This is a genomic window from Streptomyces sp. NPDC088915, from assembly GCF_044749825.1.
GTDB lineage: Bacteria > Actinomycetota > Actinomycetes > Streptomycetales > Streptomycetaceae > Streptomyces.
The window spans coordinates 152,951-172,558 of sequence record NZ_JBIVIR010000002.1 but is presented as its reverse complement, the minus strand read 5'-3'; the positions used below and the strand labels follow the sequence as shown (position 1 = coordinate 172,558).

The following is a 19,608-nucleotide window of genomic DNA, read 5'->3' as shown; positions in this document are numbered from 1 at the left end:
TCCGTTTATTCCGTACGCTCCTTCGCGCGTCCTCGCGCACCCCTTCGCACGCCCCCCGCGCGGCCCTCCCCGCACCCGTCGCGCACTCTTCCACGCGCCCCTTCGCGCGCCCCTCGCGTACTCCGTCACGCGCCCCCTCGGCGCGCCGACGGGTTCCCGCCACCGGGTTCCCGTGCGTTATCGGCCACCGGAGGGGGGTCTTCCGGGTCCGCTTCCCCGCAGAAAATCCTCCGCTCCCGCATGCCCGAACGCACGCGCGAACACAAGGCCGCACGTCCCTGACCTGAGGCTCTGCGGAGCACGCGTGACAGTGGCATATGCCAGAGTGGTGCGTCCCAGATGGGGGCCCGGATCCTCCGCATCATTCTCGCCAACAGCAGCCCCGTGGACGGTCCTTGGCGGTTATCGTGGTACGAAAGCTTGCGGTCACAACCTGGTAGGGGGAAACCGTGGCGCTGAAGCCCGAGCCCACCGCGCCGTTCCACTCGGTGCAGTACGCCCTGCGCGTCCTGGAGACGATCTCACGGCACGGCGGCGGAGTGACGGACGTCCAGATCGCCCGCGAGACCGGTCTCCCCGTCGCCCACCTCTCCTCGCTGCTCCTGATGCTCCGCCGCGAGGGGTACGTCGAGCAGGTCGCCGACGGCGCCTACGTGGTCGGGGACTCCCTGGTCCTCCTGGGCTCCGGCATGACCCGCCGCGAGGCCCTGGAGGCCAAGCTCCAGGAGACCCTGACCGAGCTGCGCGACTCCGTCGGCGCGGCCGTCTACATCAGCCGGTACATCGACGGCGAGGTCAAGATCACCCAGTTCGCCGACGGCCCGCGCACGCCCAAGGTCAACGAGTGGGTGGACTTCCGCTCGGCGGCCCACGCCAGCGCCGTCGGCAAGTGCCTGCTCACCCAGCTCGACCAGAACGGGCGGCGGGACCACCTCTCCCGCCACAAGATCGCCCGGCTGACCTCCCGGACCATCACCAGCGAGCGGATCCTCTTCTCCAAGCTCGACAGCCAGCCGGCCACCGTCCCCGTGCTCGACCTCCAGGAGTACGCGGTGGGCACGGTCTGCGCCGCCGTGCCGCTGACGGCGGGCGCGTCCGTGGGCTGCCTGGCGCTCTCCCTGCCGATCGAGCACGCCCACCGGCTGCGCGCGGCGGCCGACACGCTCAACCGCAGGGCCGCTCCGGTGGTGCTCTCGCTGGCCATCTGACCACCGCTCCCGGGGCCGCCGGCACGACCGCCGGACCGGTGGTCACGAGCACCTCGCGGGACCGGGTAGTATTTTCTCTGTCAGCAGGCGCCGCTAGCTCAGTTGGTTAGAGCAGCTGACTCTTAATCAGCGGGTCCGGGGTTCGAGTCCCTGGCGGCGCACCGACGGAAGAAGCCCCTCGCGGAAGCGGGGGGCTTCTTCGTCGTGCTCGCGCGGACCGGACCACGTCCGCCCGGGCGTCAGAACCGCGTCAGAACTTCACGTCCGAGCAGGCGTAGAAGGCGTTCGCGGTGTCCGCGACCGTCCACACCGCCAGGATGAGGTGGCGGCCGGTCTTGCCCGCCGGGAGGTTCCCGGAGTGCGAGAGGGTCGCCGGCGGCTGCTGGTTGTTGTAGGGGACGGTGAGGAACGGCTGGGGGTCGAGGGCCGCCCGGGTGAGCGGCTGGCTCGGGTTCCACCCGTTCTTGGTGATGTAGTACTTGAAGTCGGTGGTGCGGTGGCGGGCCGTGAACTGCCAGCGGAAGCTGTAGCTCTGCCCCGCCGTGACGCTCGTCGCCGGCCAGGTGCCGCCCCGGGGGTCGTCGAGCTGGGCGAACGGGCCGTTGCCGCCGGCGCAGATCTTGCCGTCGGCGGGTCCGGCGGCCGGGAAGCCCTTGGGCCCCTCGACCGACTGCGGCTCCCACTGGATGTTGCCGCAGTTGGTCACGGTGCCGTTGGCACAGAGCTTCTGGCGGCTGATCGGCGAGTCGGTGTAGCCGTGGCTGCCGGCGCTGCCGGTGCCGAGGAGGGTGACGCCGGCGACGCCGAGCGCCACCACCGTCGCGCCTATCGATTTCTTGCGCATGCTGTCGCTCCAGGAAGAACGTGGGGGAGTTCCGTCGGGCCGTGCTGCACGCGTGCGGGTGGTGCGGGTCATGCGGGTGGTGCGGTTGTTTCCTTGTTCTTTGCCGTACGGCGGTGACGCGTTTTGGTCTGGACCAAGTACCAAGGTATGGACCGAACTTGGCCCTGTCCATCCCTTCAGGCGCCCTCGACGGAAGACGCCCTTCCCGTGTAGAACGCCACCGTCAGGTCCTTGACCAGCGTCTTGCGGTCGTAGTCGTCCAGCTCCACCAGACCACGACTGGTCAGCCGGTGGACCACGTCGTCCACCGCGTCCACGACCGACGTCAGGACGCTTTCCCGGTGCTTCGCGTCGAGCGCCGCGATCCGGCTGCGCCGCATCGCCGTCGCGACCTCGGGGGCGTACTCGATCCGCGTCGGCTGCGCCGAGAAGACGTCCAGGCCGACCGGCGCGCACTCCGCCGACAGCATCCGCGTCAGGGCCTCGCCGACCGCCTCCGCGTCCCGGAGCGTCGGGGCGTCCTCGTGGAACGCGTCCGCCGGGAGCTGCGAGAGCACCCGGGCCATCGCCGCCTCCACCTGCTCCCGCAGGTACTCCTCGTGGCCGTCGACCCCGAGCGACGCCCGGACCGTGTCCCGCACCCGCCAGACCACCAGGACGACCACGTCGAGCGCCGTGCCCTTCGCGTCCACGGCCGGCAGCGGCTCGCTGCGCCAGTGCCGGAGCCGTACGTCCACCCGGCGGCGCAGCAGCAGCGGGCTGACCCAGATCAGGCCGGTGCGGCGGACCGTGCCGCGGTAGTCCCCGAACAGCGTCAGGACCCAGGCGTGGCCGACCCGGCCGCGGCCGAGGCCGCCGAGGGCGAAGAGGACGGCCACGATCCCGAGGGCGAGCACGGCCCACTGGCCGAGGTGGACGCCGTGGTACGGGCGGACCGGCAGCCGCAGCATCCGCGCCGCCTCGTCGGGCACCGCGCCCGTCCACCACACGACCACCGCGCACCAGGCGATGGCCAGGGCCCCGGCGACCACTCCGACCCAGCCGGGCAGCACCGCGCCGGGACGCTCGACGAGCGCGGGGTCGGCGGTGGGGGCCGGGCGGGCGGAGGGCGGCGGGGCCGCGTGCCTGGCCCTGCTCTTCGCCACCGCACGGGGACGGGGCTCGGGCGCCCGCTCGGTACGGCCCGGGGCCGGGGTCTTCGACGGGCCCGGGACGCCGGACCCGCGGGTCTTCGCCGGGGCGGTGGGCGGGGCCATGGCGACGGTGTCGGGTCCCCCGTCGTCGTCCTTCGCGCCGGGGGCGGCGGTCTCCGGCTCGTCCCGGAAGAGCAGGTGCACGGGGATGGAGCCGGTGGTCTCGGTGCCGATCACGTTCTTCCGCCGCGCCACCCGCACCACGCCGGCGACGGGCAGGGCGACGACGGCGACGCGGGCGCCCTTGATCCGCCCGAAGTCGGGAGCGGGGGGCCCTGCGGGGGGCGGGGGGGCGGGGCGGTCGCCCGGTGGGGCGGGGGCCGGTGCCGGGGCTGGTGCCTTTGCTGTCGCCGGTGTCTTTGCCGGTGCTGTCGCCGGGGCCTTTGCCGGTGCCGTTGCTGTTGCTGTTGCTGTTGCTGTTGCTGTTGCTGTGGTCGGCGTCGGTGCCGGGCCGGTCTTCGCGGGGGTGGTGGGCTCCTTCGGCGCGGCGGGGGCCGGAGCCTTGCCCGCTTTCAGCAGGGAGACGGGGGGCTTCTCCCGCGCGACCGGGGCCACCGGCTCGGAAGCGGGGCCGGCCACCGCCGTGTCCGGCTTCTCCCCGGACGCGGAAGCGCCCGGCTCCCGGGTCGCCGGAGCGCCGGCCGTCGGGCGCGACGGGAGGCCGGTCACCGGGACCGCCGGAACGACGACCGTCCGGGTCACCGGGACAGCACCGCCCGCCGGAGCCGGAGGGGCGCTCGTCGCCAGGGCGCTGGGCGTCGAGGCCGCCGGGGTCTCCGGCACCGGGAGCGAAGAGATACTCGGCGCCGGGGCGCCGGGTGCCGGGGCCGCCGGAGCGCCGCCCGGCGAGGTGCCGGGTGCCGGGGCCGCCGGAGCATCCGCCGCCCGGTCCGCCGGACCACCGGCCACCGGATCCGCCGGCGCGTCCGCCGCCGGGCTCGCCGAAGCACCGTCCGCCAAGGCCGTCCGGGAGCCCGCCATCGCCGTGCCGGTCGCCCGGTCCGGCGCGGCGCCGGTCACCGGGGCCACCGGAGCGTCCGGCGCCGCGCCGGACGGGCCGCCCGTGACCGGAGTCGTCGGGTCGTCCGTGACCGGAGCGGACGGGCCACCCGCCACCGGAGCAGACGAACCGCCCGTGACCGGAGCCGGCGGGTCACCCGCCACCGGAGCAGACGGGCCGCCCGGCGCCGGAGCGGACGGGTCACCCGCCACCGGAGCAGACGGGCCGCCCGGCGCCGGAGCGGACGGGTCACCCGCCACCGGAGCAGACGGGCCGCCCGGCGCCGGAGCCGGTCGGTCGTCCGCGGCCGGCCCCTCCGGCGATCGGACCGCCGACCCGTCCCCCGCCAGAACTGACGGGGCGTCCGGTGCCGGAGCGGACGGGCTGTCCGGGGCCGGGGCCGGGCGGCCCTCCGGCGTCCGGGGTGGGGACGTGCGGGGAAGGGTGCCGTCCGTCAGGCGTCTCGCCGTGCGGGCCGCGTCGCGCGAGGCCGCCGCGCCGGAGTCCGCGGGGGTCGGGGTCGGTGCCGTCATTCGGGATCCACCTCATGCTCTCGGGGTCATCGGAACAAGCGCCGCCAGGTCTCCGGGCCCGGGTAGCCGTCGGCCGCTCCGCCGCGCCAGCCCTGTGCCCGCTGGAACGCCTCGACGTTGCGGCGGTCCGCCTCCGTCCAGCGCGGACCGGGTCCCGACAGGTAGTGCTTGCCGAAGCCCCGCTTCACCAGTTGTTCGCCCAGCTTCTCCACATATGCGTTGGATTGGCCCGGACGGAAGGAGCCACGCCCGGGAAAGGTCGTCGCATGCGCGCTCGACCCGCCCGAACCACTCGAACCGCCGATGCTCCGGCCCTTGCCGGTCACGAGCAGCTCCCACGTGTCGGGCCCGGGGATGCCGTCCGCCTCCCTGCCCCGCCACCCCTGCGCCTCCTGGAACGCGCGGGTCGCCCGCCGGTCCGCCTCGGTCCACTTCGGGCCGGGCCCCACGGCGTAGAACTTCTTGCCGCCGCGCGCGACGAGGAACTGTCCGAGCTGGGTGACGTACGCGTTGTTCTTGCCCGGCCCGAACTTCGCCGCGCCGGGGAACGGCGGCACCTGGGCCGTCTCCCCGCCCCCGGCACCGGTGCCGTCGCCGCTCACCACGCCCTTGTAGCGGTAGGCCACGTACCGGTCGGAGTTCTCCCAGTACGCCATCGGCGTGGCCTTCTTCCGCGTGTGCGGCTTGGTCTGCTCGTACGCGGTGTAGGAGGTGTGCGTGTGGTCGGTCCAGCCGCCGAAGATCGTGACGTGCGAGCCGCGCGTCGGGTCGGCCGGGTTGTGGAAGAGCAGGATGTCGCCGGGCTGGAGGTCGGCGCGGGCGATCTTCTCGCCGAAGCGGTCGAGGCTGCCGGTCCACTCGTTGGCGCGCAGGTTCCAGGCCATGGAGATGTAGCCGGAGCAGTCCTGGCGGTAGCCGTCCGTCCAGTACTTCTCCATGGAGTACGGGACCCGCGCGTCGACCCACAGCTTGGCGCGGTTGATGATCTCGGCGCGGGTCGTCGGCCGCAGGGTGTCGGTCGCGACCTGGCCGGTGGTCGGGGTGGCGGCCGGTACGGGCTGGGGCTCGGGGCCCGGCGCGCCGTGCAGCGGCCCCCGCCCGCCCTGCGGCGTGTCGGAGTCCACGGCGGAGGCGGAGGCGGGGTCGGGGTCCGCCGCCCCGCCCGCCGGTGCCGGGACCCGCGTGTCGCCCGGCGCGCCCGGCGCGTCCGTCGCGCGGGAGAGGGCGGTCGCCGCGCCGGCCCCGCCGCCGCCCAGGACCACGCCCGCCGCCGTCACCAGGACCAGGGCGCGGCGGGCGCCGTGGGCCGCCGGGTGGCCGCCCGCCCGGACCGGCAGGCCGAGGGCGAGGTCGCGCCGCTGCCGGGCGCAGCCCGGGCAGGCGCAGTCGGCCGCTGGCTCGAACTCTTCGAAGACCGGCACGCTCATGCGATTCCCCTCCACACTCGTGAAAGATCTTTTCGACCGTCGTTTGAGGCGTCAGTGTGGTAACTGTCCGGATAAATCACATGTTGACGGATCAAAGGACCGATACGACCATCCGACAGGCCGGAGGCGACGGTTATTGGTCAGGAGCACGCCTTCGCGTCGGGTAGAGTTCTCTCTGTCAGCAGGCGCCGCTAGCTCAGTTGGTTAGAGCAGCTGACTCTTAATCAGCGGGTCCGGGGTTCGAGTCCCTGGCGGCGCACGCACAGTCGAGGCCCCCTCACCGATGGTGAGGGGGCCTCGATCGTTGTCGGGCGGGAGCGGGCCTCTCAGCCTCCCGTGCCTCCCGCGCCTCCCGTCAGGTACGCCGACACCACCACGTTCGCCGTGTAGGCGTTCGCCTCGCGGTCGAAGGTGCCGCCGCAGGTGATCAGGCGGAGTTCGGCGCGGCCGGGCTCCCGGGGGCCGTAGGCCCGGGTGGCGTCGAAGCCCTCGCGGGGGAAGACCCGCACGTCGTCGACGGTGAACTCGGCGACCGAGCCGTCCGTCCGGGTGACGAGGACCTTCGCGCCGGGCCGGGCCGCGCTCAGGCCGTAGAAGACGGCCGGACGGGTCTCGGTGTCGACGTGGCCGACGAAGAGGGCCGCCCCGGCCGCGCCCGGCTGGGTGCCGGAGCCGAACCAGCCCACCGTGTCCGGCGTCTCGAAGGGCGGCGGGTCGATGGCGCCCGTGCCGTCCAGGCCGCGCGCCACGACGGGCGCGTCGACGCCGAGGGAGGGGACCTCGATCCGCCGGGGCGCGGCGGGCGCGAGCGGGGCGCGGGCCGGGGGCAGCTCCGCGCCCGGCGGGCGGCCGACGGCGGCGATGTCGCCGGTGACCGGCCCCGGGCCGCCCGGGGAGCCCCCGATCCCCCCGCCGCCCCAGAGCCAGAGCCCGAGGAACAGCAGCGACCAGGCCGCGCCGGTGAGCAGTCGCCCGGCGCCCGCCGGGCGGGTGCCGGACGACACTGTCACTCCGCGCCCGTGCGCGTACCCCTGCCGGAGGGGTCTTCGGTGCGGCGGCGGGAACTGCGGACGGCGACCGCCACGGCGGCGACGGCGGCCATGCCGAGGCCGAGCACGGTGTACGGGGTGCCGAGGCCGTTCTCGCCGGCCGTCTGGGCGACGCCGGGGGCGGCGGGCGCGGCGAAGACGGCGGCGCCGCCCCCGCCCGCGCGGACCGGGGCGATCGGGGTGGGGTGGTGGGCCGGCTCGTGGGTGGGCCGGTGGGTCGGCTCGCGGCGCTCGACCCGTACGGTGCCGGCGTCGCGGTGCTCGTGGCCGTCGCACGTGACGCTCACCGGGTACGTACCGCCGTCGAGCCCGGACCTGAGGACGGCGTCGCCGTACATCGGGTACTTTCCGCCGTCCCGGCCGGTCAGCTCCGCGTCGGCGGTGAACGCCCGGGACTTCGCGGCACCGGTCGTGCCCTTGCAGCCCTCGACCCGGACGTCCACGTCGCCGCCGGGCGAGGCGGTGGACGGGGTGACGGTGACCTTCACCCCGTCGTGGGCGTGCGCGGCCCCGGCCGCGGGAGCCAGGACGAACACGAGAGCCGCTCCCGCGGCACGGAGAGCAATGGGACCTGAACGCATCGTGACCTCCTGCTAGGAGGATCACCCGTTCCGGTGGCTTTCGCATCCGGAGACGGCCGTCCGGGCCGCTCCGGTCCCCTCCGCGCCTCAGACGCGGTCGACGATGTCCGCGATCGAGTCGACGATCCGGGACGGGCGGAACGGGTAGCGGTCCACCTCGGCCCGGGTCGTCAGACCGGTCAGGACGAGGAAGGTCTGCATGCCCGCCTCCAGGCCGGCCAGGATGTCGGTGTCCATCCGGTCGCCGATCATGGCGCTGGACTCGGAGTGGGCGCCGATCGCGTTGAGCCCGGTGCGCATCATCAGCGGGTTCGGCTTGCCCGCGAAGTACGGCTCCTTGCCGGTGGCCTTGGTGATGAGCGCGGCGACCGAGCCGGTGGCGGGCAGCGGGCCCTCCAGGGAGGGGCCGGTCTCGTCGGGGTTGGTGCAGATGAAGCGGGCGCCGGCGTTGATGAGCCGGACGGCCTTGGTCATCGCCTCGAAGGAGTACGTACGGGTCTCGCCGAGCACCACGTAGTCCGGGTCGTGGTCGGTGAGGACGTAGCCGATGTCGTGCAGCGCGGTGGTGAGGCCGGCCTCGCCGATGACGTACGCGGTGCCGCCGGGGCGCTGGTCGTCGAGGAACTTGGCGGTGGCGAGGGCGGAGGTCCAGATGTTCTCGACGGGGACTTCGAGGCCCATCCGGGCGAGGCGGGCGTGCAGGTCGCGGGCGGTGTAGATCGAGTTGTTGGTGAGGACCAGGAAGGGCTTCCCGGTCTCCCGCAGCTTCTTGATGAACGCGTCGGCGCCGGGGATCGGCACGCCCTCGTGGATGAGGACGCCGTCCATGTCGGTGAGCCAGGATTCGATCGGCTTGCGCTCTGCCATGGGTGCGGGACTCCTGCCGTGCATGTCGTGCGGGGTGCTGGGGGCGCCGCGACTGCGCTGTGGCGACGCCCCCAGCGTAATCAGGAAGCAGTGATCTTGACCCCGTCGATCGTCCAGTACCAGTTGTTGGAGCCGGTGTAGCGGAAGCGGAAGCTCACGGTGGAGGCGCCGGAGGGGACCGGGACCGTGAGGGACTGGGCCTGAGAGAGGACGTCGGCGGTGTAGCTCTTGACGACGGTCGGGGCGCCGCCGTTGAAGCTCGCCAGGACCTGGGCGGTCTGGGAGCCCTCCTGGCGGTAGAGGGTGGTGAAGCCGAGGGTGACCGAGGACGCGCCCGAGACGTTGTGCGCGGGCGTGACCAGGGTGGAGTCGTACGTCCCCGAGAAGGTCTTGTCGGCCCACTCGTCGGAGTCGGCGACGGCGAAGACGCCCCGGGACCGCACGTTCAGCTCGCGGGACTGGTCGCGCTGGGAGCGGGACCAGAACTCGTCGGTGGCGAAGGACCAGCCGCGCCACTCGGTCACGCCGCCGGTGCCCATCGCGTTGTTGATGACGGACCAGCCGCCGGGCGCGGTGTGGGTGAAGCCGAGGACCCCGGCGGGGATGCCGGTCTCGTCGACGCGGCCGGTCAGCGACCCGTACAGGGTGTCGAAGGGGTCGGTGGAGCGCTCCTGGACCGGCTTGCCGTCCAGGCCCCAGGACGGGTCGGGGGCGATGCCGAGCTGGCGGAAGACGGTGGCGGCGACGTCGACGAGCCGGGTGTCGATCGGGCGGGCGCCGGCGGCGATGCCGGGACCCTGGGCGAGGACGAAGGTGCGCCGCTCCTCGATGCTGGAGCCGCCGTGGCCGCCGGCGTTGGTGTGGCCGTGGTCGGTGGCGACGACGACCGTCCAGCGCTCCGTGGCGTACGACGGGCGGGCCTTGATCGCGGCGAGGAGCCGGCCCAGGTAGGCGTCCTGGACGTCGATGGCTTCGAGGTACTTGGCGTGCGCGGCGCCGTAGGTGTGGCCGATCTCGTCGGTCTCGCCGAAGTAGACGAAGAGGACGTCGGGGTTCTGGTTGCGCAGGACGTCCTCGGTGATGTCGGTGATCACCTTGTCGTTGACGACGTAGTCGTTGTTGTAGACGAGCTTGGCGTCGGCGCCGGGGGTGACGGTGCCGTGGGTGTCCAGCTCGGGCCAGTCGACGGCGGCGAAGAGGGAGAGGCCGGGGCGGACCTGGTTCAGGCGGGCGAGGAAGCCGGGGTACTGGCCGTAGTTCTTGCCGGTGAAGGTGTTGTCCTTCACGCCGTGCTTGTCGGGCCAGACGCCGGTGGAGATCGTGGACCAGCCGGGACCGGAGGAGGTGGCGGCCATCGGGTTGGCGTAGAGCAGGGAGCGGCCGTAGGTGCCGTTCGCCATCAGGGACTTGAGCGCGGGGGCCCGGGCGGCGTCGATCCGGTCGTACCGCAGGCCGTCCATGCCGACGACGAGCACCTTGTCCTTGCTGGTGCCCTCGGGGAGCGTCGGGGCGGCGGTCGTGGCGGCCGAGGCGGCGGGGGCGGTGGCGAGTCCGGTGGCGGCGACGGCCGCGGTGGCGCCGGCGGCGGCGAGCACGGTGCGGCGGGAGATGCCGGTGAGCGGCATGTCGGGGTCCTCCGTGGAAGGGACGAAAGGGAGCCGGAACGGGCCAACGCCCCTGACGTCTCAGGGGCATTGGGTCCGTACCCGTTATCCTTCCGCGATCTGCGGAGGCGGTCCAGGGTCGTACGGTGAACTCTCAGCTTCCGGTGGCGGACTTCCACGCGTCGACGTACGCCGTCAGGTTCGCGTCGATGTCGGCCCAGTCCGGCTCGAAGACCTCGACGCCCTCCAGGAGCTCGGCGAGGGCGAGGGCGTTGGCGTCGGTGGGCTTGACGTCCTTGCGGGCCGGGAAGCCGCCGCCGACGGCGCTGACCTCGCGCTGGGCGCCCTCGCTCAGCAGGAAGTCGAGGAGCTTCTTGCCGTTCTCGGTGTGCGGGGCTTCGTTCACCAGGCCGGCGGCGTACGGCAGGGCGAAGGTGGTGGGCTTCCCGTTCCCCTTGGCCGGGAACCAGATGCCGAGGTTCGGCATGGACTTGGCCTGGGCGAAGTTCATCTGGACGTCGCCGTTGGCGACGAGGAGTTCGCCCTTGTCCACCTTGGGGGCGAGCTTGGAGGTGGAGGAGGACGGGCCGACGTTGTTGGCCTGGAGCTTCTTCAGGTACTCCATGGCCGGTTCGCGGCCCCCGAAGTCGTGCATGGCCTTGATGAGGACGGCGGTGCCGTCGCCCGCGACGCCGGGGGTGGAGTACTGGAGCCGGTTCTCGTACTTCCCGTCGAGCAGCTCCTCCCAGGTCTTCGGAGCGGTCGGCAGCTCCTTCTTGTTGTGGACGAAGCCGAAGTAGTTGTTGACGACGGAGGTCCAGGTGCCGTCGGCCGCCTTGTCGGCGCCGTCCACCCGGTCGGAGCCCTGCGGCGCGTACGCCTGGAGCAGCCCCTTGGAGCCGGCCTGCTGGATGAAGGGCGGCAGGGTGACGAGGACGTCGGCCTGGGTGTTGCTCTTCTCGCGGAGGGCGCGCTGCACCATCTCGCCGGAGCCGCCCTCGACGTACTTCACCTTGATGCCGGTCTGCTTCTCGAAGTCCTCGAAGACCTTGTCGTACCAGCCGTCGCCCGCCTCGCCCTTGAGGCCGTCGGCGCTGTAGACGGTGACGACCTTCTCGTCGGAGGCGGCGGTGGAGCCGCCGCAGGCGGTGAGGGAGGCGGCGAGGACGAGGGCGCCGGTGAGGGCGGCGACCGGCCTGACGTGCGTAAGCATGACGTTGTTCTCTCCTGTCGGTACGGGCTCAGCGGTACGAGGCTTTGGTGCGGACGCGGGAGACGGCGAGCAGGGCGAGCAGCGTCGTGGCCATGAGGACCACGGCGAGCGCCGAGCCGGTGAAGAGGGAGCCGCGGTCGGTGGCGGTGAAGATGAGCACCGGCAGCGGCAGCCAGTCCGGCGGGTAGAGCATCATCGTGGCGCTCAGCTCGCCCATGGAGAGGGCGAAGCAGAGCCCGGCGGCCGCGTTCAGGGACGGCAGCAGGAGCGGGAGCCTCACCCGGAGCAGGACGTACGAGGGGCGGGCGCCGAGACCGGCCGCCGCCTGCTCGTACATCGGGTCCAGGCGCCGGATCGCGGCCGCGACCGACTGGTGGGCGAAGGCGGTGACGAGCACGGTGTGGGCCAGGACCACGATCCAGCGGGTGCCGTTGAGGAGCACCGGCGGCTGCGAGAAGGCGACGAGGACGGCGAGGCCGACCACCACCGACGGCACGGCGACCGGCAGCATGAAGAGGGCGTCCACGATCCGCCGGCCCCGCTTCCCCAGGGCCGCCGAGGCGAGCGCCGCCCAGGTGCCGGCGGTCAGCGCGATCAGGCTGGCGGTGACGGCCGTGACCAGGCTGGTGGTCAGGGCCTGGAGGGACTCGCCGCGCACGGCCGCCGCGTAGTGGGCGGTGGTCGGTCCGGAGGGGAAGGCGCCGGACCAGTGGGTGGAGAAGGAGGCGGCGAGGACGACGAGGAGGGGCAGGGCGAAGAGCGGCACGAAGAGGACGGCGAACAGGGCCCAGGCCGTCCACCTTCCCGTACGGCTATGCACCAGCACGGCGGCTCACCCCTCGGTAGAGGGCGTGGAGACCGGTGGAGAGGGCGACGTTGACGACGGCGACGACGCAGGCGGCGGCGTAGTCGGATTCGAGGATCGCCTTGCCGTAGACGAGCATCGGGAGGGTCGTGACGCCCTTGGCGCCGGTGAAGAGGACGATCCCGAACTCGTTGAGGCACAGGACGAGGACGAGGCTGCCGCCGGCGGCGAGCGCGGGCAGCGCCTCGGGCAGGATCACCTGCCGGACGATCCGCGGCGGCCGGGCGCCGAGCGAGGACGCCACCTCCAGTTGGGCCGTCTCCATCTGCGAGAAGGCGGCGAGCAGCGGGCGCATCACGAACGGGGTGAAGTACGTGATCTCGGCGAGGAGCACGCCCCACGGCGTGGTCAGGAACCGGAAGGGTCCGGTCGCGGCGCCGGTGGCGTCCGTCCAGATCCCGTTGGCCATGCCGACCGTGCCGTAGAGGAACAGCAGGGCGAGCGTGATCAGGAAGGACGGGAAGGAGAGGAAGACGTCGATGAACTTCGCCACCGCCTTCGCGCCGGGGAAGGGCACGAACGCGATGACGAGCGCGAGGGCGAAGCCGAGGACCAGGCAGCCGGCGGTGGCCGCGACGGCGATCCACACGGTGGTGACGAGGGCCTCGCGGAAGGACGCGGAGCCGAGGACGGCGGCGTACGCGCCGGGGGCCAGGGACTCCCGGACGACGAGGGCGAGCGGGTAGAGGAAGACGAGGCCGAGGACGGCGACGGGGGGCAGGGCCCAGACCCAGGCGGGGGTGGCGCGGGGCTTCCTCGCGGGGGGTGCGGCCGGGGCGGCCGTGGTGACGGCGCTAGCCACCGGTCACCCCCGCCGTGAGCAGCACCGCGTCCTCGGGGGCGAAGTGCAGGGTGACCTCGGTCCCCAGCGGGGGCGTCTCCCGCAGCTCGCGGACGTCCGCCTTCACCCGGTGGCCTGCCACCTCCACGTACAGCCGGTGGGTGGAGCCGCGCCACTGGACCTCGGCGATCCGGCCCCGGAGCGCGTTCGGGCCGTCGCCGAGGCCGACGAGGTGGGGCCGGACGCAGAGGGTGGCGCCGGCGCCCGGTGCCGCTCCCCCGGTCTCCACCTTCAGCGCGGTCCCGCCCAGGGTCACCCCGTCCGCGCCCACCGTCACCGGCAGCAGGTTGGCGTTGCCGACGAAGGAGGCCGTGAACTCGGTGCGGGGCCTGCGGTACAGGTCCTGCGGGGTGCCGCAGTCCCGGAGCCGGGCCCGGTCCATGACGGCGATCCGGTCGGCCAGGGTCAGCGCCTCGACCTGGTCGTGGGTGACGTACAGGATCGACACGTCGGGCAGTTCGCGGTGGAGCCGGGCCAGTTCGGCCAGCATCCCGGAGCGCAGCTGCGCGTCGAGCGCCGAGAGCGGTTCGTCGAGGAGGAGGACGTCGGGGCGCACGGCGAGGGCGCGGGCGATGGCGACGCGCTGCTGCTGCCCGCCGGAGAGCTCCCGGGGGTGGCGGCGGGCGTAGTCGGCCATGCCGGTCATCTCCAGGGCCTCGGCGACCCGCCCGGGGATCTCGGCCTTGGGCACCTTGCGGGCCTTGAGGCCGAAGGCGACGTTGGCGTCCACCCTGAGGTGGGGGAAGAGGGCGTACTGCTGGACGACCATGCCGATCCCGCGCCGGTACGGCGGCAGGTCGGTGACGTCCCGGTCCCCGATGAACACCCGCCCGGAGACCGGCCGGACGAACCCGGCGACGGCCCGCAGCGCGGTCGTCTTGCCGGAGCCGGAGGGCCCGAGGAGGGCCATGACCTCGCCGGGCTCCACCGTCAGGTCCAGGGAGTCCAGGACGGTGGTGGAGCCGTAGGCGACGGAGACGGCGTCGAAGCGGATGCCGCTGGTCGTTCCCCGCGCTTCCGTGGTCGCCCTTCGTACGTCCGTGGTCATGCCTCGTACTCCCGCACCAGCTCGGGGAGTTCGGCGACGGAGGCGAGGACGCGGGTGGCGCCGTGCTCCGTCAGCGCGGCCTCGCCGTGGGCGCCGGTCAGGACGCCCGCCACGATCCCTGCGCCGGCGCGGACGCCGGAGAGCATGTCGTACGAGGTGTCGCCGGCGACCGCGATCCGGCGCACGTCGTCGACGGCGCCGGTGCGGAGGAACGCGCCGAGGACCATGTCGGGGTACGGGCGGCCCCGGCCGCCGGTGTCGGCCGGACAGAGGGTGAGGCCGACGAGGTCGCGCCAGCCGAGGGCGTCGAGGATGGCGTCCTGGGTGACCCGGGCGAAGCCGGTGGTGAGGACGACGGTCCTGCCCTGCTCCTGGAGGGCGGCGATCGTCTCGGCGGCGCCGGGGATCGGGGCGATCCTGCCGTCGGCGACGAGCTCTCCGTACGCCTCCTCGAAGGCGAGGTTGGCCTGCTGTGCGCGCTGCTCGTCGCCGCCGAGGAGGTGGCGGAAGACGGAGATCTTCGACTCGCCCATGGTGGCGCGGACGTGGCCGATCATCGCGGCCGGGTCCTCGCCGAGGCGCTCGGCGGCGACCGTGAAGGCCTGCTCGACGAGGCCGTCGTCGGCGACGGTGGTGCCGGCCATGTCGAGGACGACGAGGTCGTACGTGTTCTTCGTGGTCACGGGATTCACCAGCCCAGTTCGTTCGCGGTCGTCTCGGCGACGGCGGGCGAGCAGGTCATGCCCCGGCCGCCGGGTCCGGTCACCAGCCACACGCCGTCGCGGACCCGCTGGCGGTGCACGACCCGGGTGGTGTCGACGCACTGCGCGTACACCCCGGCCCAGCGGCGCCTGATCTTCGGCAGCGGGCGGCCGAGGAAGGACTCGACGACGCGGGTGAGGTGCTCGTAGGGGTCTTCGAGGGTGTCGAAGGCGAAGGGGTGCTCGTACTCGTGGGTGTCGCCGATGGTCAGTCCGCCGTCGAGGCGCTGCACCATGAGGAGCTGCATCCTGTGGGCGGCGGCGGTGGGGTCCTGCGCCTGGCCCGCGTTGAGCGCGTCGAGGGCGTCGGAGGCGTAGGCCGGGTAGTAGCGGAAGGAGTCGGCGTCCGCGACGGAGGTGGTGAGCGGTTCGCCGAGGGGGTCGGTCTGCATCATCTGGAGGCGGACCCGGCGGACCGGGACCTCGCCGGCGACCTCGCGGACGAGGCCGGAGAGCCAGGCGCCGGTGCACAGGACGACGGCGTCGCCGCTGTGGACCTCGCCGCGGTCGTCGCGGACGGCGTGCTCGCCGACGACCTCGCGGACCTCCCTGTTCGGCAGGAAGGTGTACTTGCCGGTGGCGAGGAGGGCCTCGCGGAGGGCGAGTTGGGCGGTGCGGGGCTCGACGGCGGCGTCCCGCTCGCACCGGAGCGCGGCCTCGAACTCCCCGCGCAGGGCCGGGTTGACCGCGCGGGCCTCGTCGGCCGTGAGCAGCTTGTAGCCGCGGGCGGCGGCGTCGGGGCGGGCCAGGGCGGCCTCGGCGACGGCGAGTTCGAGCGCGTTGCGCACGGGGGTGAGGGAGCCGATGGCCCGGAAGCCGAGCCCGGGGACGCGGGCGCCGATACCCTCCCACAGTTCGCGGGCGCGCAGGGCGGTGTCGAGCTCCTCCCCGCCGGCGCGGCCGCTCACCCAGATCTGCCCGAAGTTGCGGAGGGAGGCGCCGCGCGCCTCGGCCTCGCGCTCGATGTGTACGACCTCGTGGCCGCGTTCCACTGCGTGCCAGGCGTGCATGGTTCCCACCACGCCGGCTCCTACGACGATCACCTTCATGCCGACGACGGTCGCGGGGGCGGGTGGCCCGGACGGGGCCGGTGGACGACGGGACGGTGAACGGGCCGCCAAACTTGGACCAGACCCGTTACCTTCTTGTGATGCCGCGAGCTTTCGGGGCGGGTCCTCGTCCCTTCGATCCCGTCAGTCCTGGCGGCCCAGGTGGGTGGTGAAGCTGAAGCGGTCGCCCCGGTAGAGGGTGCGGACGCGCTCCAGGGGCCGTCCGGCGGTGTCCCGGGAGACGCGGTGGAGCAGCAGCATCGGGAGGGCGGGCGGCGTGCCGATGAGCAGGGCCTCGCGCGGGGTCGCGAGCACGGTCTCGATGCGCTCGTCGGCGTCGCCGAACACGATGCCGAGCCGGTCGTGGAGGTAGGCGTAGAAGGAGGAGTCCGGGTCGAAGTCGGCGTCCAGGCGCGGGGCGCGGGCCTCGGAGACGTACGTGCTCTCCAGGCCGACGCGCTCGTCGTCGGCGAGCAGCACCCGCTCCATGTGCCAGACGGGCTCGCCGCGTTCGGCGCCGACCTCGGGGGCGAGCGCCTCCGGGCAGGGGAAGCGGTCGAGCGAGATCAGGCTGCGGCCGGGGCGGCGGCCCTGGCGGCGCACGCCCTCCGTGTAGCTGGCGAGCGAGAGGGGCTGTTCGAGCTTGGGCCCCGCGACGACCGTGCCCCGGCCCTGGCGGCGCAGCCGTCCCTCCAGGAGGAGTTCGCGGATCGCCTGCCGGACGGTCTCGCGGGACACCTCGTACCGGACGGCGAGGTCGCGCTCGGTGGGCAGCAGCCCGCCCTCCCCCAACTCGTCGACCATCACGGCGAGTTTCGCCTTGACGGCGTAGTACTTGGGGACGCGCCCGTGCTCGGGGACGCCGGAGCGGACGGGGGCGCCGGGAGTGCTCTGGTAGTTCACCGGGGGATGGTCGCAGACGGGGGTGAACGGGGAGGTGTACGGAGGGTGGCGCGGCGGTGCGGGGCGCCTGGCGGCGGGCCCGGGGGTACGGGGTGCCCTGTGCGCGGGGCGCGCGGTTCAGGGGCGCCGGTGGCGGCGGCCCGCGCGGACGAGGGCGGCGCCGAGCAGGAGCAGCGCGGCGGCGAAGGGGGCGAGGGCCCGGGCGCGGGCGTCCGACGCGCGTCCGGTGTGGGCGAGTTCGGGGGTGCCGGGGGGTGCGGTGGTGGGCGCCTCTCCGGGGGTCTTCCCGGGGGGCTTCCCGGGGGCCTTCTCGGGGGTCTTCCCGGATGCCTCTCCGGGTGTCTCCCCGGGCGTCTCCCCGAGCGTCCCTCCGGACGGGGAGGGCCGGGTGGGAGTGGTGGGCGCGGGGGGCTTCGATCGCGTCGGGGCGGCGGGGGCGGTGGGGCCGACCGGTTTCGCCGGCTGCTGCGACGCCTTGGGCGGCGCCGACGGCTTCGACGGTTCCCACGGCTCCGACGGCTTCGCGCTCTCCGTGCCCGTCGGCCGCTCCGTGCTCCTCGGCGGTTCGGCGGGGTCGGCCGGAGCCGTGGTCACGGGTGGGGCGGTGGGGCCGGGGGGCTCGGCCGGGGCGTCCGGGTCGGGCGGGCCGACGGTCAGGCGGTAGTCGCCGGAGTCCCCGATCCAGTCCCCGTCCGCGCCCCGGCGCTGGACGATCGCCGCGTTGACCACGACCTCGCCGGGGGCGGTTTCCGCGCCGAAGGCCAGGCGCACGGGCACGGTGAGGGTCTCGCCCGCGGGGACGGCGAAGCCGCCGAAGTCGGTGAACACGCCCACGTTCTCGGCCTCCGAGGTCTCCTGGAAGGCCACGGGGTGCCAGCGCGCGGCCCCGGCGTCGTAGAACTCGAAGCGGATCTGCTCGGGCCGCAGGGCGCGGTCGCGGTCGGTGAGGACGAGCACCGGGTGGACGCCGGAGCAGGGCGACCCGGTGGTGTTCGTGAGGTCGAGCCGCCAGTCCCGGAAGGGGCCGCCCGCCGCGTAGCCGGCCGGGCCGCCGTGGATCCGGGTGTCGAGCGGAAAGGCGCCGTCGTCCGGGATGCCGCACCCGGGGGTGGGCGGGTCGGGGGCGGGGATGACGGGCGCGTCGGGGGGCCGCGGGGCGCCGGGGGGTTCGGGGGCGGCGGGGGCGGCCGCCCCCGGGCCGGGGGCCGTTGCCGCCGGGGCGGGGGTCGCCGCCGTCGTCGCCGGGGCCGGGGCCGCGAGCGCGAAGGGGGCCGCCACGGCGGTCGCCACGGTCACGGCGCGGACGCTGCGCAGTCGCAGGGGTGCGGATGCCATGGTGCCGGTGCCTTTGCTGATCGCGGGCAGGGGGACGGCCGCGACGCTGCCACACGGGAGGGGGCGGGCCGGGAAGGCGACACCGGGGGCTCCTCCGGAAGGGCCGGGAATCCGCCCGATCAGCCTACTTTCCGATCATCGGCCCCACCGGGCCCCACCGGGCCCCACCGGGCCCCACCGGGCCGAGGAGACGGGGGCAGCCCGCCTACTTCCCGAAGACCGGCGCCAGGGTCAGCCACGCCGCCCCCTCCGCCACCGCGTCCCGTTCCGCGACGACGCCCACCGGGGCCGTCAGTCCGAGGCCGGCGAGGACCTCCCGCACCCCGTCCGCGAAGACCTCCGGCGCGGCGAGCACCACCCGGCCGCCCAGGAGGACCTGGTCGATGTCGAGGAGGCGTACGAGGTTGGCGGCGCCGGCCCCCAGGATCCGCGCGGCCCCGGCGCGCTCGCCGCGCGCGACCGCCGCCAGACACAGGACCTCCAGGCAGCCGCGCCCGCCGCAGCCGCACGGCGGCCCGTCGAGCTGGACGGTCTGGTGGCCCAGCTCGCCCGCCCCGGTCCTGTCCCCGCGCAGCGGCGCGCCGCCGAGGACGAGGCCGGCGCCGAGGCCCGTACCGAGGTGGACGTAGGCGAAGGAGCCGGGGGCGCCGGGCCGCAGGGCGAGGCCGAGGGCGGCGGCGTTGGTGTCCTTGTCGAGGACGACGGGGAGGCCGAGGCGGCGGGCCAGCTCAGCGCGGACCGGGTGGCCGGCCCACTCGGGGAAGCCCGTGACCCGGCCGGGCACCCCGGCCCGGTGGTCCAGGGGGCCGGGCATGGCGACCCCGGCGCCGAGGACGGTCCGCCCCTCCCCGCCCTCCCCGAGCAGCGCCCGTACCTCCTCCGTCACCGCGTCCAGGACCGGCCCGGCCCCCGCGCCCAGGTCCACCGGGCGGCGGCGGAGTGCCACGGCCGTGCCCGCGAGGTCGGTCAGGAGGGTCGTCAGCTCGTCGCGGTCGAGGTGGACGCCGACGGCGTGCGCGGCGGAGGGCACCAGGCGCAGGACCGTACGGGGCTTGCCGCCGGTCGAGGCCCGGTGGCCCGCCTCCGTCGCGAGGCCCTCGGCCCGCAGCCGCGCGGTGATCTTGCTGACGGCCTGCGGGGTGAGCCCGGTCCGCTCGGCCAGCTCCAGACGGCTGATCCCGGTCTCCCCCGCCCCGCGCAGCAGATCGAGCACGAGCGCGGCGTTGTGGCTGCGCAGCGCCGGTACGTTCACTCCACCCAGGTCTTTCCTCACGTCCCCATTGTCAC

17 protein-coding genes and 2 tRNA genes are annotated in these 19,608 nt (G+C 74.2%); 3 read left to right on the top strand and 16 right to left on the bottom strand.

The window, feature by feature from the left end:
- The first annotated feature begins 449 nt into the window (after positions 1-449).
- Together ACIP5O_RS04420 and ACIP5O_RS04415 are read left to right on the top strand one after the other, a co-directional pair.
- Entirely contained in the window at positions 450-1,208 is a 759-nt protein-coding gene (locus tag ACIP5O_RS04420; RefSeq protein WP_401288471.1) for an IclR family transcriptional regulator, read from the top strand.
- 87 nt (positions 1,209-1,295) lie between these two features.
- A tRNA-Lys gene (locus ACIP5O_RS04415) sits at positions 1,296-1,369 on the top strand.
- Positions 1,370-1,458: 89 nt separating this feature from the next.
- Here the strand turns inward: ACIP5O_RS04415 and ACIP5O_RS04410 are convergent.
- The 3 genes from ACIP5O_RS04410 to ACIP5O_RS04400 all read right to left on the bottom strand — a co-directional run bounded on the left by ACIP5O_RS04410 (position 1,459) and on the right by ACIP5O_RS04400 (position 6,205).
- Positions 1,459-2,052: a lytic polysaccharide monooxygenase gene (locus ACIP5O_RS04410; RefSeq protein WP_356540853.1), complete on the bottom strand. Its 594-nt coding sequence runs from the start codon at positions 2,050-2,052 to the stop codon at positions 1,459-1,461.
- Positions 2,053-2,228: 176 nt separating this feature from the next.
- A complete protein-coding gene (locus tag ACIP5O_RS04405; RefSeq protein ID WP_401288468.1) occupies positions 2,229-4,028 on the bottom strand; it encodes an SPFH domain-containing protein in 1,800 nt (599 codons plus the stop codon).
- Positions 4,029-4,804: 776 nt separating this feature from the next.
- Positions 4,805-6,205 carry a peptidoglycan-binding protein gene (locus ACIP5O_RS04400; RefSeq protein ID WP_401288465.1) on the bottom strand — a complete coding sequence of 467 codons (1,401 nt, stop codon included), beginning with the start codon at positions 6,203-6,205 and terminating at the stop codon, positions 4,805-4,807.
- A gap of 185 nt (positions 6,206-6,390) precedes the next feature.
- Between ACIP5O_RS04400 and ACIP5O_RS04395 the strand changes: the two genes are divergently transcribed.
- A tRNA-Lys gene (locus ACIP5O_RS04395) sits at positions 6,391-6,464 on the top strand.
- 67 nt (positions 6,465-6,531) lie between these two features.
- On the opposite strand, the gene ACIP5O_RS04390 is transcribed toward ACIP5O_RS04395, so the two are convergent.
- The 13 genes from ACIP5O_RS04390 to ACIP5O_RS04330 form a co-directional block, all read right to left on the bottom strand.
- Positions 6,532-7,209, bottom strand: a complete 678-nt coding sequence (locus ACIP5O_RS04390) for a class F sortase (protein ID WP_401288463.1) — start codon at positions 7,207-7,209, stop codon at positions 6,532-6,534.
- Positions 7,210-7,211: 2 nt separating this feature from the next.
- A complete protein-coding gene (locus tag ACIP5O_RS04385; protein WP_401288462.1) occupies positions 7,212-7,790 on the bottom strand; it encodes a hypothetical protein in 579 nt (192 codons plus the stop codon).
- Between the two features lie 132 nt (positions 7,791-7,922).
- Positions 7,923-8,702, bottom strand: a complete 780-nt coding sequence (locus tag ACIP5O_RS04380; RefSeq protein WP_121833311.1) for an HAD-IIA family hydrolase — start codon at positions 8,700-8,702, stop codon at positions 7,923-7,925.
- Positions 8,703-8,782: 80 nt separating this feature from the next.
- Complete coding sequence (locus ACIP5O_RS04375; protein ID WP_401288460.1) at positions 8,783-10,327, bottom strand: alkaline phosphatase family protein; 1,545 nt, start codon at positions 10,325-10,327, stop codon at positions 8,783-8,785.
- Positions 10,328-10,460: 133 nt separating this feature from the next.
- A complete protein-coding gene (locus tag ACIP5O_RS04370; protein WP_401288458.1) occupies positions 10,461-11,519 on the bottom strand; it encodes a 2-aminoethylphosphonate ABC transporter substrate-binding protein in 1,059 nt (352 codons plus the stop codon).
- 28 nt (positions 11,520-11,547) lie between these two features.
- Entirely contained in the window at positions 11,548-12,345 is a 798-nt protein-coding gene (locus ACIP5O_RS04365) for an ABC transporter permease (protein ID WP_401288455.1), read from the bottom strand.
- Complete coding sequence (locus tag ACIP5O_RS04360) at positions 12,332-13,186, bottom strand: 2-aminoethylphosphonate ABC transporter permease subunit (RefSeq protein WP_401288452.1); 855 nt, start codon at positions 13,184-13,186, stop codon at positions 12,332-12,334. Before ACIP5O_RS04360 ends, ACIP5O_RS04365 begins: the two co-directional genes overlap by 14 nt.
- Positions 13,179-14,273, bottom strand: coding sequence for an ABC transporter ATP-binding protein (locus ACIP5O_RS04355; protein WP_401288450.1), 1,095 nt, complete (start codon positions 14,271-14,273; stop codon positions 13,179-13,181). Before ACIP5O_RS04355 ends, ACIP5O_RS04360 begins: the two co-directional genes overlap by 8 nt.
- Positions 14,270-14,956, bottom strand: a complete 687-nt coding sequence (locus ACIP5O_RS04350) for a phosphonatase-like hydrolase (RefSeq protein WP_401288447.1) — start codon at positions 14,954-14,956, stop codon at positions 14,270-14,272. Before ACIP5O_RS04350 ends, ACIP5O_RS04355 begins: the two co-directional genes overlap by 4 nt.
- A 5-nt stretch (positions 14,957-14,961) precedes the next feature.
- Positions 14,962-16,083, bottom strand: coding sequence for a TIGR03364 family FAD-dependent oxidoreductase (locus ACIP5O_RS04345; RefSeq protein WP_401288445.1), 1,122 nt, complete (start codon positions 16,081-16,083; stop codon positions 14,962-14,964).
- Between the two features lie 144 nt (positions 16,084-16,227).
- On the bottom strand, positions 16,228-16,986 hold the full coding sequence (locus ACIP5O_RS04340; RefSeq protein ID WP_401288442.1) for a GntR family transcriptional regulator: 759 nt from the start codon (positions 16,984-16,986) through the stop codon (positions 16,228-16,230).
- A 117-nt stretch (positions 16,987-17,103) separates the two neighbouring features.
- Positions 17,104-18,321, bottom strand: coding sequence for a hypothetical protein (locus ACIP5O_RS04335; RefSeq protein ID WP_401288440.1), 1,218 nt, complete (start codon positions 18,319-18,321; stop codon positions 17,104-17,106).
- 205 nt (positions 18,322-18,526) lie between these two features.
- Positions 18,527-19,594, bottom strand: coding sequence for an ROK family protein (locus tag ACIP5O_RS04330; RefSeq protein WP_401288437.1), 1,068 nt, complete (start codon positions 19,592-19,594; stop codon positions 18,527-18,529).
- Positions 19,595-19,608: the final 14 nt, after the last annotated feature.